We start from the raw sequence: 14,747 nt of genomic DNA, 5'->3' as shown, positions 1-14,747 counted from the left end.
AAGAAAGAGCATTTTCTACAGTGATTCGTCATTGGGGAAAATGCTCTTTCTTTTGTAGCTCTATAGTAGATTCAAAATAAGTTGTCAAGATCAAATTGAGTAACTCCGTAATTGCCACTACTTCATTAGCAATGTATTGACTATATTCTAACAATATAGTTTACACTAAATGTTGTCACTATAAAGTCAATGGAGTGTTATGCAGCATGATTTATAAAATAGCGCCTTGGAAGTGGAGGCGAGACGCCATGCGTCTTACGCAAGTGAACGGCTACGGGTTAAAACGAAGGAAAGAACCCAATATGAATATAGAAATTAAAGAAGTAACTAAAGAAACTGCCAACAGTATTTTGCAATTGCAGGTAAGCACAAAGCAAAAAGCTTATATTGAATCAACCCGGCAATGTCTGACAGATGCGTTGGAGTGCAGCCACTATAAACCTGCCGGACTCTATAAGGATGGTATTTTAATTGGTTTTGCCATGTATGGATATTTCCCCAGAGAGGGAATCGGCGGTCGAGTATGGTTAGACCGGTTCTTTATTGATGAAAAATATCAGGGACACAGCTTAGGAAGCGTATTGTTAGAGGCTTTAATCCGGCATCTTACCGCTTTATATCATTGCAACAAGATATTTTTGAGTGTCTACGAAGAGAATCAACACGCCTTGTATCTGTTTCAAAAATTCGGCTTTGTTTTTAATGGGGAATTGGATATTAACAATGAAAAAGTAATGGTAAGAGAATCACATCTACATTAAATAAGAATCCCGCCGAACCGCGAGCATGAGAAACGTAGAAAGAAGTAGTGATATGCTGCATACATTATTACGCAATAAAGTGTTTATTATTGTTACTACCGCGGACTTGATTCAGCAAATGGGTATTTGGATACGCAACATGGCCCTGCTATTTTATATCATGGAGCTCACTGCGAATGATCCTGTTGCCGTTTCGTTATTGACCGTATTAGAATATCTGCCGATACTCTTATTTTCTTTGGTTGGCGGCGCTTTGGCTGACCGATGGGAACCAAAACGGACAATGATCATGGGCGATCTGTTAAGCGCCGTCTCAATTGCCTGCATTATTTTATCAATGCAGGCTGGTTATGGAAAAACGATATTTGTTGCCGTATTTATCTCCGCTGTGATTACCCAATTTTCTTGGCCTTCTTCCAGCGTTATGTTTAAGCGGCACATCCCTGAACAGCAAGTCACTACCGCGATCAGCATATCAGCAGCGTTAGCCTCCTTGTTTGTGATTATCGGTCCGATTATCGGCACGCTTATTTTTACATGGTTGGGCATTTATGCTTCACTGACTGTATTAGTCATCCTATTTCTTTGCTCGGCCGCCATGCAAACAGCTTTACCTAAGGTCAACCAACGAACCTCCTACGATGCAGTTACTCTGATCCACCAGTTCAAAAAAGGCTACTCCTATCTACTAAGCAATAAAAACCTTCGGGTTTTGGTGGTGGGGTTAACCTTGTTAGAGCTTGGTCTGGGAATAATCCAGCCATTAGAAGTCTATATTGTCATGGACCGACTGGGTTTAGAAAAAGAAGCCATCCAGTGGCTTTATGGACTGTATGGAACCGGTATGTTTGCCGGCGGCGTGCTTGCCGCCAGAATGATTCATAAATTTCAAGCAACGAACTTGACAAGTGTAGGCTTTTGTGTACTGGCGCTGCTCATTTTTAGCGAAGCATTATCAATTTGGTTTCTATTCACAGGCAGCATACGTTTTATGGCTGGAATTGTCGCCGCTTTCTTACAAGTCATGATCGAAGCATTTTTGATGCGATTTACCGCTGAACGTTACATTGGTATTATCAATGGTACCATTTCAACACTTGTAGTTACGGGAACCTTGATGGGCTCTTCGATGGCCGGAGTATTGATGAAGCATACTTCTCTGCTATTTGTATACTGCTTGGCATCTGGCATTGTATTCGCTGCCGGAATGTATTGCAGGAAATTGGAACTAAACAATAAATAGGTGGAAAATCGTATGAAAACACTTGTCGTAACGGTCTATCCGCGAACTGATTCTTTGACAGGGAGCATAACCAAAAAGGTTGTCGTGGGCTAGAGTACAGGACTACACTATCACTTACGCTTGGATTCATCATCATAATGGTCTGATGCGATTGCTATATCGCAAAATATGATGTAATGAGTTAGATGATTTATTTTCAAGGATAGGTGATGGAGAAAGTTTTAATTTGACTCATTTTCTAATGGCGCAATAAGTGTGAGTAATTCTGTTAGATAGTTTATTTTAGGCGATGGCGATTTAAGTAGAATGCTGTTAGGAAAAATTTAACGATTATTAAAAGTATGCTTTAGTATTATTTGCCCACATTGAATTCGTTGGATTGAGTGACGAATTTAGTGTGGTGTTTTTTTTTGAAAAATTTTATCAAGTTTGCCAAAAAAGAAATTCGAATTGTTTTAGTTATATGAAAGGGATTTATAAGGAGTCTTTGCAAGGGAAAATTTAATATGGGCAGCGTGAGCAGAGTCTCTTTTAAAAAAAAGGGGGCTACTGTATTGGGCTGCCAAGAGCAATTTGATAGTTTTTGCAAAAAGATCTTAAAGAATCACGTTCGTAATTATGAGAAAAAATTGCGCAGAAATCAGAGTAGGGAATGTTTTTATGAAGATGTTTATAAAGATTACAGATTACGTCAGTATTTTTCTGTTACGCCGCATCAAGAAGCTTATATTTTTAAAGTAATGAATATGGAGGTCATGGTAAATGATTTTTTTTTAGGAGCAGCTTTGGAAAAATTAGATGATGATCAACGAGACATTGTCTTATTGTCTTATTTTTTTGAAATGACAGATAAGGAAATTGCTGAGTACCTCAATTTGATTCGTCGTACAGTATCTTATCGCAGAACTTCGATATTAAAGCAGCTAAAAAAAACTTTGGAGGCACGCGCAGATGAATAAGAAAGAATATGGTGAAAAAACAACTTATAAAAAGAGATATGTACCATTGTCGAAGCAGGTAATTTTTGCTGCGGTGCGAGGCGAAGAAAAAGCTCTTCAAGAGGTAATTCGTCATTATGAGCGCTATATTGATCAATTATCTTCGCGTGAATTATATGATCGTTATGGAAATATTTATATTTTTCACGACCCCGTTTTAAAGACTGAATTACAAAATAAACTTATTGCAGGAATTTTGAAATTTCGCATTAGTAGATAATGATTTAAAATATAATTTAACATAAGTGATTTGTGAACATTTTAGTGGTTAAAAATGTAATTTAAAAATTTATCCTCTGGAGAAAAGTTCTTGAATTTGTACTTCTATGGGCGCATCAATTAATAATCGATGTGCTCATTTTTTATTTAAAATTTTTTCGATTTGCCAAAATGTTAATTTTGATTGTTTTAGTTATATGAGGGCAACAAATATATGGAGTATAAAAAGAGAATCGTAGCAGATGTGATTGGGGTAGAAAGGGGCTGGAATATATGGAATCAAGAAAGAGCGAGTATTTACAAGAATTTTATATTGGTCAGAAAACAGCAGAAATTCTAGCTATTGATTATGATGAAAATCAGCTTTTAGTAGCAGAGCTTTCTAGTAAGAAATGCCATCAAAGAAAGGAGACTATGCCAGATGTCAAATGAAAAAGTTTTTGAAAGTCGAGATATCGTCAACAAGACTATTGTTGACAATTTGCGAGAGTATGGTGATATTGAGCCACCCGCTTTATATGGAAGACATTATAATGCGGGGACACGAACGAAATATCAATTTAGTGCAGCAAATTATCTGCGTATTGCTGCAGCTCAACGTGAATATAGCTATCCGGATATTCGCTGGTTAAGTGAACAGGCAATTGCAGATAAAAAATTCACTGTAAAAGCTAATGCAAAACCTGTAAAAATCGAATATTGGGAAGGCATTGATAATGGGCAAAGTTATGAAGGTAATCTTCGAAAGTTTTATAATGCAGCAGATATTGCGGAGTTGGATGGAACGAAAAAGAATGTTTATGGAAATGAAGAAACTGATGTGGAATATGCCTTGGATATTCTGCACGCAAATGGAATAGATATGGATGAAAACTTCAATTCGAATAACGAAATTTTTTCAACTGTCAAAGAGTACGCGTCAAAAAATGGTGCAGATGAATTTGCTGCGCCGTTAACATCACAATTGTTTTTTAAGACAAGCCATCTTAGCTATGATTATGGACAGTATCCACTTTATACAGAAGAGCAAATTAATAAGCTTGCGGAAAATCCGAAGATTCTATTTCATGCCATGAAAAAAGCGCAAGAAATAGTCAAATCTATGCAGATGAGTCAAGAACGAGAACTGAAAAATATGGCAGATAAAATTCAGAATGAGTGGGATCAGCCGTTTAAAGATTTATCTATTGACTTCTTTTGGAGTGAACGTTGTTTGAAAGATCTACAAGGGAAAGAGTACCAAGATGGACAGCATCTTCAAGGAGAAACTGCTTATCAGTTTTTAGTCCAGCTTAATGCAGCGGATAAAGAGCAGTTCAATAGTAAATTACAGGGATTTGGCAATTATGATAAAACAAAACTTTCTATTAGATATGGGAATTATGATCATGGGGAAATGCGCATTGATCTTGGCGACTTAGAACTATCGAATAAGACTTTAATATCAGATGCTCTGGTAGTGCGATTTAATGAGTATCGACATTATTTGATGACGAATGATCAGGCCATGGATTCGCATATCAGTTTTCAAAAGTCCCAAGGTGAGGAAGTTACCAGAGAGCAAGTTATTGCTGAATGTGAAAAGGAAAATGCGCAGTGTGAAAAGGCCATGCAACAGTTTGCCAAAGAAGAAAAGCAGTATTTGGAAAAATATCCGGAAATAAAACGGCTTAATGAACAAAAAGCGGATGTTTTTTTGTATTACTGCAAAGAGCAAGATTTTAGCAACGTGCCGAATAATATGGTGCTAACGCGGCATAAGGCTGAAGAATATGATGGGATTGTTTTCGAACAGCAAGATCCTGGCAGAGCCTTAGTTTCTACAGAGAGCAAATTTGCTAAGCCAGAGCCTAACGATATTGTTTTTGAATCAGCAATATCGAATGATGAAATCAAAGGGAATATTCCTGTTAAAGCAGCATTTTCTATAGAAAGTCAAGTGGCTATGGAAAATTTAGAAAAATTCTCTATAAAAATAGAGAACTACGGTACTGTTATGGAACCTTTCGAATTTCCTACAACTCAAGTGTATAAAGGAAAGCAAGCTGTGCAGCGGTTTATCTATGAAAAAAATTATGAAGTTGATGCTGTACGTAGCATGAATTATGAACAAAAAATAATACGCCACCCACAACAACAGATGACATTTTTGTACGATGGCAAAGAATTTTATAAGTTGAAGTATGAAATTGGTAGTGGGACTCTTAATCAAGCAATTCCATCAGGACTACCTATATACAATGAAGAAAAAAATGCAATAAATAAAGAATTGCAGCAGGCCGTTTATACGCATATGAAATATCAAGGGATTTATAGGGAGAATGGTATCCATGATCTGAATCAAAGAAATGAAATCAGACTTCCAGATATTAATATTGTAAGAAGTAAGGTGATGGAAAATAAGCCAGATTTAAGGACGATTAACAGTAAGCAATTTGCATATTATGCTGAATTGGCTACTTTGGATTTTAAGACGGATACACCCGTTAAGGTTATGAAAGCCATGATACAGGAAATGAAACAGGATGGCCTGAGTAATCAAAAAATTGCAAATATCATTAAAACGAATAGACATTTTGATGTGACTATGCTAACAAATCAAGACAGTCTTTCTAAAGTTAAAAAGCGCAAGCTACAGGTCGATGAAAGGAAAGGAAACAGCAAAAATTGTGAAATGAGTATGTGAGTTGAGATTTGGGAGGATTTATTATGACTAAGGACTTAGTTAGGTATAGTATGCAGCTTGCTATGCTGAAGCAGATCCTGGCTCGTAAGTTGATTACGGAGTCTGAATATAATGCAATAAAAAAAAGGTTGATGAAAGATTATCAAATACTTTCTCATTTTGCGCCTTGAATTGTGTTCCTTGTGTGTATATAATATAAGATATAAAGTGGATAAAGTTAGAGGTGCACAAATATGGCCGATGTTGAAATTATTAAGGCTAAAGAGACCGCAATTGTTCACATAAGAGGAAATCGAGTCGAACAGTTGCGGGTAGCAGCCTACTGTAGGGTTAGTACAGATGGAGATGAGCAAATTGAAAGCTATAATTCTCAAGTTCAATATTATACAGACTTAATCAAATCAAAAAGAGAATGGGCTTTGGTAGATATTTATGCAGATGAAGCCATTACTGGAACAATGGTGGATAGACGTGACAATTTTATTCGTATGATTAACGATTGCATGAGTGGAAGCATAGATATGATTATCACGAAATCTATTTCAAGGTTTGCCCGAAATACATTAGATGTTTTAAAGTATGTTAGGATGTTGAAAGATAAAAACATTGCTATTCAATTTGAAGAAGAAAATATCAATACTTTGACTATGGATGGTGAATTACTCTTATCAATTCTCAGTGCAGTATATCAGCAAGAGGTGGAAAATACTTCGGCTAATGTAAAAAAAGGCTTAAAGATGAAAATGCAGCGTGGAGAACTGGTAGGATTTCAAGGGTGTATGGGATATGATTATCATGCAGATACAAAAACGATTACTGTAAATGAAGAAGAATCAAAAGTGGTTCAGTATATCTTTAAACGGTATCTTGAAGGTGCTGGTGGCAGCATGATAGGGCAAGAATTAGAAAATATGGGGGTTAAAACGAAGCGCGGTCATTCAAAATGGACAAGCAGTGCTATTTTAGGTATCATCAAAAATGAAAAATATAAAGGTGATATTTTAATGGGAAAAACCTTTACCGTTAGTCCCATTACGAAGAAAAGATTATATAATTTTGGCGAAGAAGATAAGTTTTATATTCGGGAACACCATGAGCCTATTATTAGTGCAGAAGTTTTCGCAAAAGCACAAGAAATACGACATGAAAGAAATGTTGGAAGAAATAAGGGGCCGTTTCCTGAAGGTGTTCGTCTGAGAGTTAGTCATCGATTTACTTTTAGCTGTATGATTGAATGTGGTTTTTGTGGTGGAACATTAACTCGCAGAAGTTGGCACAGTGGATCGGATTATCATAAAACTATATGGCAGTGTGTTGTATCTACCAAAAAGGGAAAAAAATATTGTCCGGACAGTAAAGGCATTACTGAAGAAGCAATAGAAAGAGCTTTTGTCGAAAGCTATCGCTTAACTTGTGGTGATAATAAGGATATATTAGATGAATTTATTGAACGAGCAAGAGATAGCTTAAATGATGATACTTTTGACAAAGAGCATGAAAAAGCACAAAAAGATGTTAAAGCTATTGAAGGGAAAATTAATAAACTAGTTGATTTGCGGCTTGAAGGGGGGATTGATAAGGCGATATATGATGAGAAATATGAAAAGCTTTCAAACCAGCTGGAAACAAAAAAAGATTACCGGGATAAGATGGCTGTTGCTGTAAGTAAAAAGAAAGATACAGAGAAACGGTTGATGAAATTTAAACAGGTCTTAGAGAAAAATAGTATTTTAGATGAGTTTGATCCAAGTGTTTTTGAAAGCATAATTGAAAAGGTTATTGTCGGTGGGATTGATGAAGAGGGCAATAAAGATCCAGCGCAGCTTACCTTTGTTTATAAAACTGGAATTTCAAATCAGTTAAATGGTAGGAATTTTAAGCCTGAAAGAAAAAATGTAAAAGATAAGAAAACAGATACGAATCGTAAGGAGCAAGGAGTTAAAGCCTTGAGCTCTGAATCGGAATCGTCTAGTATTATTTGTGTAGATGATAAATCTCTTGTTAAATTGGGAGAAGGAGAATTGTGTTCCTTTAGCCATAATGACGATAAGCAAATGTGTTCACAGAGCCGCGACATCACACGTGGAAACGGTAGTATTGATGTCTAGGACTGGGAAGTAAAAACGCTGGGAAGTGTAGTAAATAAGCTATCCTCACGATTTTGAGATTAAAAATGAGAAACTTAAAATCGAATTTTCATCACCCCATGGGAACATATCAACGCAATCCATTTTTTGATAGTTTAGACGGTGGGTTGGATAAGGGGTTCATGAGTGTATAAGTTGGATGTTTTGCGGGAAAATGGCTTGATGAGTGAGTAGATTGGATGTAGTAGCATAAAAATTATTTTTAGTTACCAAACGCATAAAGTCAAATGTAAATATGCAAATATGCATATTTACATTTGACTTTATGCGTTTGGCGGTTTATAATGTGAATATAAATTTTAGAAGGAGGGTAGTCACTATGTTTAGCTTAAAAAATTTTCGTGAAAATAATTTAAAAATGACTCAAGATGATTTTGCAAAAATGGTTGGTACTAGACAGGATGTGGTATCAAGGTGGGAAAAAAATCCGGAACAAATTTCTCTTGATAACTTAAGAATTATAGCGGAGAAATGCGGTATCACGATTGACCAATTAGTAAAGTTCAAAAAAAATGTTCCAACACCTTTAAATGTAAAAAATACTTGGAGAATTCCTGCTTTTACTAAAAACGCCATTATTGATTACATTGATCATTATCTGCTTAAGACGAATAATTCTCTTGAAGATAATTCTATTATATCCGATTTACAAAAGAGAGTTAAAAATATTTCTAAGCCTAAAATAGCAATTATAGGTAGATCGGATGTTGGGAAAAGTGCTCTAATTAATGCACTTATTGGTACTGAGAAAATGCCAACCTCTTGGACTCCAACTACATCAATTGTTGTTTATATTACTAACATTTCAGATCGACCTAAATATATCGAAGAAGATGTTTGGATATTTAAGGATTCCGTAGGAAAAGAAAAAGGTTGGGACTATCAAAGACTTGAAGATGAAGAATATTGTCGTACGTGGAAATTGGCTAGTGGAAGTGCGGATATTTTATATAGCTATGGAACACGTCAGGGAGAATGTTTTGATAAAAATGAAGCCGGTTCAGCGGTCGTTTTTGTCGAATCATCATTATTGGATGTCTGTGAAATAATCGATTTGCCTGGTTTTGGAACAGGTGATCGAATAGATGATGACTTAATGACATTGAAGGTAAAGCGTATGGCGGATATTCTTGTTTATATGTCAATTTCTAACGGGTTTATGCGGAGCGAGGATATTGAATATATAAAAGAAAGCATTCAAAATTTAACCATACTTGAGAATGATCATGATAATATAAAACCACTATCTAATTTATTTATTGTTGCTTCTCAAGCACATATAGTGAATGCTGGAAATAAACAGACACTGAATAAAATCATGGATGAAGGATGTGAAAGACTTGTTCGAACAATGCCAAATGATTTTTGGAAAAGGCGCAGTTTAATTACTAAACATGAATATACAAAATCGGATATACGTAAGAGATTTTTTACGTATACTACGGATATTGACGATTTACGTCAAAATTTTAATCAAGATTTATGTAGTATAGTGGAATCCTTGCCTTTAATAATCAATGAGCAAATGAAAACAGATATTTCTTCATTTGCAGAATCGGCTAGTGATAATTTAAAGAATAAAATAAAAGGATTTGTTCAGTTAACTAATGAAAGAGAAAAGTATATTCAGTTATTAGCCAAAATTAAAGAAAATGAACCTAAACGTACGTATGATAACCAAAACCGGCGCAAAGACTTGCAGGATAATATATCTATTTTGAAAAGGGAATCCATTACAAAATTTCAAGATAAATATAAAGAAATAATTAATATAGAGCACATTGTTTCTGTAATTGAACAATGTGATTTTAAAAATAAGAAAGACGATAGACAGGCATTGGGCAGTTATTTGAATTCCCAGCTTCAAACAGTTTTACAAGATACAATAGAAAGTAATACAAAAATTTTTAATAATAAAATTAATGAATATATTGCTGCATACAAAAAAAGTGTTGCATACTCCGAAATTCCAGGGATATCAGTTAATATGCCACCATTTGATGTTACACGTGCATTTGCTTCTGGCCTTGCTGGGTTGGCTACGTTTGGTGCGTTGACTTTTTGGGCATCAACCTTTGGTAATTTAGGGGCATATATTCTAGTTACAAAAGGGGTGAGTGTTCTTTCGGCACTAGGCATTTCCATAGGTGGTGGTACGGCAACTGCCACAGCAGCGATTGCTTCTATAGGCGGTCCCATTGTGTTGGGAATTTCTTTAGCAGTTATAGTTGGAATTTCTGTATTTGCATTTTTCTCTGGAGGATGGAAAAAATCAATTGCAAAAAAGATTGTAGCAGAATATGTTAAAAATAATGTGTTGGACAAATATTGCACAGTTATTTCGAATTATTGGCAGGATACTGAAATTGCATTCAATGCTTCTGCAGATAAACTTGAAGTTGATTGGGGTAAATATATTGACAACCTTTCAGAGTTAATAAATAATTATGACATTGAAGATATAAAACATAAACTTGAAGTTGCAAGGAGTTTAAAAAGTTTTTTCGACCATATCCCGTTGTGAAACTTTGGCTCAAGTGTTTTTACAATAGGGAGCTATAATTCAAAAATATTTTATAAAGTGAGGGAATAAAAATTATGTATGATCAGGACATGGATGTTTTAGATAAAATGAGTAATGAGGAATTAAATGTTTTGGTTCAATTGTTAATAGACAAAGGAACAATTTCTGAAATGCTGTCTATAGATGAAAGGTATAAAAGATATGCTCCGGATCACAAGCAATATTTAGATAAAATTAAGGAAGAAATTAATTTGATGGGAGGGAATACATTTGCCAATCTATTAAGGGGTGGTGAAGGCATACCTTATCATGAAATACTCAGAGATGTATGTGATAAACTAAAGGTTCCATTCAATAAAAACGCAGATTTATCGAGAATTGAGCAGTGTCTGTTGGAAAAAGTATTAGAAAAAACATGGGAAGAGATGTCTGATGTTGAAAAAGAAGAATTGATGAAAAGTTTAGGTGGAAATTTTAATGCTCAAGGTGCATTGGCTTCAGGAGTGTTAATTAGCATTTTTAGGGCAGGTGGTTTTGCTTCTTATCAGTTAGCACTTATTATTACTAACGGAATTGCAAAACTTATTGTAAATCGTGGATTATCTTTAGCGGCCAATGCTACATTAGCCAGGGCTTTGTCTATTTTTAGTGGACCGATCGGAATTGCTTTAAGTGCTATTTGGATGATTAGTGATATAGCAGGGCCTGCTTATCGCGTGACTATTCCAGCGACAATTTATATCGCGGCTTTAAGATATTCAAAGAATCAAGAAGCGCTTCAAAATTTTAGGTTATGACTTACAAACTCATAGAAAAGAAAGGAGATGATTGTCATGGAAAATGCAAAGGATACTAATGTAGCAGTTCAAGCACGTGAAGCTTATGAAGGGAAGGTCGCTATTGAAGCATTGGAGCGTGCAGGTCGATGCCCTCAGTTAAAAGGGCATGTGCATGAGATCCTTTTTAAAGATGGATTTAATCTAAGTCATATTATTAATGGTGAGCATGCTGCATTGACTAAATCTAATATTGCTACGATGAAGGATATAGTGATTACCAAAGGTGGAAAAGTTGTTGGACATATGCAGCTAAAGGATACAGTTAGCAATAGTGGTGTTAGAAAAACTGTTCAACAAATTGCTGAGGGTAAATATGGTAAGACGGCAGTGTATGGTACAACGGAGACTACTGCTAAGGTTGGTGGAAAAGTAGCTCAAAAGGTTCATGACTCAGGAATTTCTTCTAATACAACTTCTCGTATTGCTAGCAAGGCATTGGGAAAGATGCCAACTACAAGTATGCTGGGAGTTGCTGCGAAAAGTGGCGGCGCTTGGGGGGCTGCCATTGGAGCTGGTTGTGAAGCCGTTAGTTCAGTTGTGGACGTAGTGAATGGAAAAAAGGAGGTAAGCGATGCTGTGGTAGATGTTGCAGCTGCAGGTGTAAAAGGTGGTGCGATAGGCGCAGCTAGTGCAGTTGCAGGTAGTGCTGCTGCGGGTGTTGCAGGTACTGCTACTAGTGTCTTGGTTGCAACTAGTATCGGTGGTGCAGTAGCAGCTACAGGCGCCGGAGCCTTAGCGGTGGCCTTTGCTCCGGTTGCAATAGGTTTTGGAGCTGCGTGTCTCATTGGTAGTGCTATCTCTAGTATTTTTGACGATTGATGAAATATAATTAAGAGTATATTATATATTACTTATTTACATCCACTGTCACACCTGATTTGAATTCTACGGTACAGCTATCCTCAAACACAGTTATGGTTTCAATTAACTGCCGGACGAGGTGCTCATCGAACTGGGTGATGGCAGTGGATGTTGTTTTTAGGAATGCAGCCATATCCTCTATGCGGCAGCGGATCTCATCCTGATTGGCACTTTTCGCCAGTGCTTGTTGCTTTTGTTCGCGCAGGTGGTAGATTTCTTCGGCAACATCGTCATAACCAGCCTTGGAACTTGCCAGCTTTACAAGCTGTGTTTGCAGTTCTTCCAGTCGGGTATCGATAGCTGCCAGCGTTTCATCATTGTTATGGTTGAGAACGGTTTCAATATTATGCTGCAGCATGGTAAGAAAATCTTTCTTCTCGCATAGTACCTGGTTGATGGCCGTTAGGCAGACCTGCGCAAGTGCTGGCTCAGATATGGTACGGGCATCGCATTTGCACGTATGGTCTACTCGATTGACACAGCGCCAGACGATGGATTTCTTTCCTCGATTGTTCCAGTGTATCCGGCGGAATATCTCGCCACATTTACCACAGCGTATCCGTTGGGAAAAACAATGGTTGCTGCTGTAGGTCAACTTCCTCCCGTTTTTCAAGTGAATAGAACTTCGCCGTACCATTTCTTCCTGCACCTGCAGAAATATGTCGCGGGGGATAATGGCTTCATGGTTATCTTTTACATAATACTGTGGCATGATGCCAGTATTCTTGACGCGCTTTTTGGTAAGGAAATCCACCGTATAGGTTTTTTGCAAGAGGGCATCACCCATATATTTTTCATTTTGCAAAATCTGTCTGATATTACTGTCTCGCCATTTGGTGTGACCAGCACCGTTTTTTAACCCGTCCGCTGTTAAATTGCGGGCGATTTTTAGCATACTGGCACCTTCAAGGTATTCCCGGTAAATGCGTTTTACGATTTCTGCTTCCTCCGGAACTATGACCATGTGTTTATTTTCATCCTTGGCATAACCGAGAAAATGATTGCAGTTGATTTGTACTTCACCCCGTTGGTAGCGGTACTGCAGGCCCAGCTTCACATTCTGGCTTAGGGATTGGCTTTCTTGCTGGGCTAGGGATGCCATAATAGTAAGCAGCACCTCGCCTTTAGAGTCCATCGTATTAATATTTTCCTTCTCAAAAAAGACGGGAATGTGCTTGTCCTTTAACTGCCGGATGTATTTTAGGCAGTCCAGCGTGTTGCGGGCAAATCGACTGATGGATTTGGTAATAATCATATCAATCGTACCTGCCATGCAATCTTCGATCATGCGATTAAATTCATCCCGCTTTTTGGTATTGGTACCGGATATCCCATCATCAGCGTAGATCCCGGCTAATTTCCAGTCTGGATGATTGTGGATGTAGGTGGTGTAGTGCTCAATTTGTGTTTCATAACTGGTGGCCTGCTCGTCGCTGTCGGTAGAAACCCGGCAATAAGCAGCCACACGGCATTTTGGCTTTTCTTCAGTATGGTTTCGGTGTAGATAAGTTCGTGCCGGAATGATCGTGACATTCCGCGTCTGTAATTCCATATATGGATTCCTCACTTTCTATTAAACTGTAGGCATATTCAGCTTGCTGAAATGGATCAGTATAGGTTTGCGTTTTTTCTGCAAGGGAGAAGGTGGTGGGGTATAGAACCGGTGACGCTTTTTTAGGTTCCCGGATGCGCCCCAGTTTTTTGGCCCGGCTGGTGATTTCCTTTTGTGCCGCAGTAAACGTATCGGCATCAATAATAGCCGGATAATAATCATCACCGATATAATGCGTCGTTTGCAGGATATGGCGGATACCACTGTGGAAGGCGTGGATCGCTGCCTCTTTCGCAGCCGTAGTCAGTGCAGCCCCGGCAAGATAAGATTGGAACAGCACTCGTATTTTTTCGGCTTCCTCCATATCAACTATTGCTTTGCCATTTTTAATCCGATAACCAAAAGGTGTATGGCTCATAACTCATACCAACCTTTCCCATAGCGTAATGCCGCATTTTAGCTTAAAACCAATTTCTGCTCGAGAGTAGACCAAAATTTGTTCTACAAATTGCTGGAATATTGCCCCGTCAAAGACCGTTAGCATTTTCGCCTTACAAGTATACTGCAGTAATTTTGTACTGCCCCCCATAAGTTAGACCTAGAAATCTAGCTTATGGGGGTCAGCTTTTTATGGCAAAATATAGTTATGAATTTAAGATGAAAGTTGTTAACGAGTATTTGCAAGGGAAGTTAGGGTATAGGCTATTATCAAAGAAGTATCATATTCCTAGCGACAACGTTCTCAAAGAATGGGTTGCCGTGTATCGTGAGAACGGTTCACAAGCTCTTCAACGGTCACGCCAGAAGAAAACATACTCTTTTCAATTTAAGCAATATGCGGTAGAGTTATATCTAAGTACAGAGTCATCTTACAACGAGTTAGCTCTTTCGCTAGGTATACATACACCAAGTATTCT

14 protein-coding genes are annotated in these 14,747 nt (G+C 37.3%); 12 read left to right on the top strand and 2 right to left on the bottom strand.

Features of this window, described 5'->3' with window-relative positions:
* Positions 1 to 206 precede the first annotated feature (206 nt).
* From BLR11_RS05430 to BLR11_RS05385, 11 genes are all read left to right on the top strand, one after another.
* A complete protein-coding gene (locus tag BLR11_RS05430) occupies positions 207 to 761 on the top strand; it encodes a GNAT family N-acetyltransferase (protein ID WP_281240843.1) in 555 nt (184 codons plus the stop codon).
* A 52-nt stretch (positions 762 to 813) separates the two neighbouring features.
* Positions 814 to 2,004 (top strand): MFS transporter, encoded by a 1,191-nt coding sequence (locus BLR11_RS05425; protein ID WP_176762887.1) that lies wholly within the window; start codon positions 814 to 816, stop codon positions 2,002 to 2,004.
* Between the two features lie 506 nt (positions 2,005 to 2,510).
* Positions 2,511 to 2,963 carry an RNA polymerase sigma factor gene (locus BLR11_RS05420; RefSeq protein WP_091649094.1) on the top strand — a complete coding sequence of 151 codons (453 nt, stop codon included), beginning with the start codon at positions 2,511 to 2,513 and terminating at the stop codon, positions 2,961 to 2,963.
* Positions 2,956 to 3,222, top strand: coding sequence for a helix-turn-helix domain-containing protein (locus tag BLR11_RS05415; protein ID WP_091649091.1), 267 nt, complete (start codon positions 2,956 to 2,958; stop codon positions 3,220 to 3,222). The genes BLR11_RS05420 and BLR11_RS05415 overlap by 8 nt, the downstream gene beginning before the upstream one ends.
* Before the next feature lie 272 nt (positions 3,223 to 3,494).
* Positions 3,495 to 3,653: a hypothetical protein gene (locus BLR11_RS14100; protein WP_176762886.1), complete on the top strand. Its 159-nt coding sequence runs from the start codon at positions 3,495 to 3,497 to the stop codon at positions 3,651 to 3,653.
* Positions 3,643 to 5,907, top strand: coding sequence for a hypothetical protein (locus tag BLR11_RS05410; protein ID WP_091649090.1), 2,265 nt, complete (start codon positions 3,643 to 3,645; stop codon positions 5,905 to 5,907). The genes BLR11_RS14100 and BLR11_RS05410 overlap by 11 nt, the downstream gene beginning before the upstream one ends.
* 23 nt (positions 5,908 to 5,930) lie before the next feature.
* Positions 5,931 to 6,077, top strand: coding sequence for an SHOCT domain-containing protein (locus tag BLR11_RS05405; RefSeq protein WP_091649087.1), 147 nt, complete (start codon positions 5,931 to 5,933; stop codon positions 6,075 to 6,077).
* A 63-nt stretch (positions 6,078 to 6,140) separates the two neighbouring features.
* Entirely contained in the window at positions 6,141 to 8,015 is a 1,875-nt protein-coding gene (locus tag BLR11_RS05400; protein WP_091649085.1) for a recombinase family protein, read from the top strand.
* Positions 8,016 to 8,373: 358 nt separating this feature from the next.
* Positions 8,374 to 10,578: a dynamin family protein gene (locus tag BLR11_RS05395; RefSeq protein WP_176762885.1), complete on the top strand. Its 2,205-nt coding sequence runs from the start codon at positions 8,374 to 8,376 to the stop codon at positions 10,576 to 10,578.
* 74 nt (positions 10,579 to 10,652) lie between these two features.
* Positions 10,653 to 11,375, top strand: coding sequence for a YaaW family protein (locus tag BLR11_RS05390; RefSeq protein WP_091649079.1), 723 nt, complete (start codon positions 10,653 to 10,655; stop codon positions 11,373 to 11,375).
* A 36-nt stretch (positions 11,376 to 11,411) separates the two neighbouring features.
* Positions 11,412 to 12,236 (top strand): hypothetical protein, encoded by an 825-nt coding sequence (locus BLR11_RS05385; protein WP_091649076.1) that lies wholly within the window; start codon positions 11,412 to 11,414, stop codon positions 12,234 to 12,236.
* 28 nt (positions 12,237 to 12,264) lie between these two features.
* Here BLR11_RS05385 and BLR11_RS05380 read toward each other — a convergent pair whose 3' ends face one another.
* Together BLR11_RS05380 and BLR11_RS05375 are read right to left on the bottom strand one after the other, a co-directional pair.
* The gene (locus BLR11_RS05380; protein WP_091649075.1) at positions 12,265 to 13,830 is read right to left on the bottom strand and encodes a recombinase family protein; all 1,566 of its coding nucleotides are present in this window, start codon (positions 13,828 to 13,830) and stop codon (positions 12,265 to 12,267) included.
* Positions 13,763 to 14,248: a recombinase family protein gene (locus BLR11_RS05375; RefSeq protein ID WP_245675094.1), complete on the bottom strand. Its 486-nt coding sequence runs from the start codon at positions 14,246 to 14,248 to the stop codon at positions 13,763 to 13,765. The genes BLR11_RS05380 and BLR11_RS05375 overlap by 68 nt, the downstream gene beginning before the upstream one ends.
* Positions 14,249 to 14,460: 212 nt before the next feature.
* Here BLR11_RS05375 and BLR11_RS14320 point away from each other — a divergent pair.
* Positions 14,461 to 14,747 (top strand): transposase (locus BLR11_RS14320; RefSeq protein ID WP_218118733.1); only part of this gene is annotated, 287 nt, incomplete at its 3' end.

It is taken from the genome of Megasphaera paucivorans (assembly GCF_900103535.1).
GTDB classification, from domain to species: domain Bacteria; phylum Bacillota; class Negativicutes; order Veillonellales; family Megasphaeraceae; genus Megasphaera_A; species Megasphaera_A paucivorans.
The sequence above is the reverse complement of the archived record's forward strand: the minus strand, read 5'-3'. Positions and strand labels throughout refer to the sequence as shown.

Coding starts and splice junctions, on each gene's coding strand:
- BLR11_RS05430 (WP_281240843.1), top strand. CDS start 207: ATGATTTATAAAATAGCGCCTTGGAAGTGGAGGCGAGACGCCATGCGT.
- BLR11_RS05425 (WP_176762887.1), top strand. CDS start 814: ATGCTGCATACATTATTACGCAATAAAGTGTTTATTATTGTTACTACC.
- BLR11_RS05420 (WP_091649094.1), top strand. CDS start 2,511: ATGGGCAGCGTGAGCAGAGTCTCTTTTAAAAAAAAGGGGGCTACTGTA.
- BLR11_RS05415 (WP_091649091.1), top strand. CDS start 2,956: ATGAATAAGAAAGAATATGGTGAAAAAACAACTTATAAAAAGAGATAT.
- BLR11_RS14100 (WP_176762886.1), top strand. CDS start 3,495: ATGGAATCAAGAAAGAGCGAGTATTTACAAGAATTTTATATTGGTCAG.
- BLR11_RS05410 (WP_091649090.1), top strand. CDS start 3,643: ATGTCAAATGAAAAAGTTTTTGAAAGTCGAGATATCGTCAACAAGACT.
- BLR11_RS05405 (WP_091649087.1), top strand. CDS start 5,931: ATGACTAAGGACTTAGTTAGGTATAGTATGCAGCTTGCTATGCTGAAG.
- BLR11_RS05400 (WP_091649085.1), top strand. CDS start 6,141: ATGGCCGATGTTGAAATTATTAAGGCTAAAGAGACCGCAATTGTTCAC.
- BLR11_RS05395 (WP_176762885.1), top strand. CDS start 8,374: ATGTTTAGCTTAAAAAATTTTCGTGAAAATAATTTAAAAATGACTCAA.
- BLR11_RS05390 (WP_091649079.1), top strand. CDS start 10,653: ATGTATGATCAGGACATGGATGTTTTAGATAAAATGAGTAATGAGGAA.
- BLR11_RS05385 (WP_091649076.1), top strand. CDS start 11,412: ATGGAAAATGCAAAGGATACTAATGTAGCAGTTCAAGCACGTGAAGCT.
- BLR11_RS05380 (WP_091649075.1), bottom strand. CDS start 13,830: ATGGAATTACAGACGCGGAATGTCACGATCATTCCGGCACGAACTTAT.
- BLR11_RS05375 (WP_245675094.1), bottom strand. CDS start 14,248: ATGAGCCATACACCTTTTGGTTATCGGATTAAAAATGGCAAAGCAATA.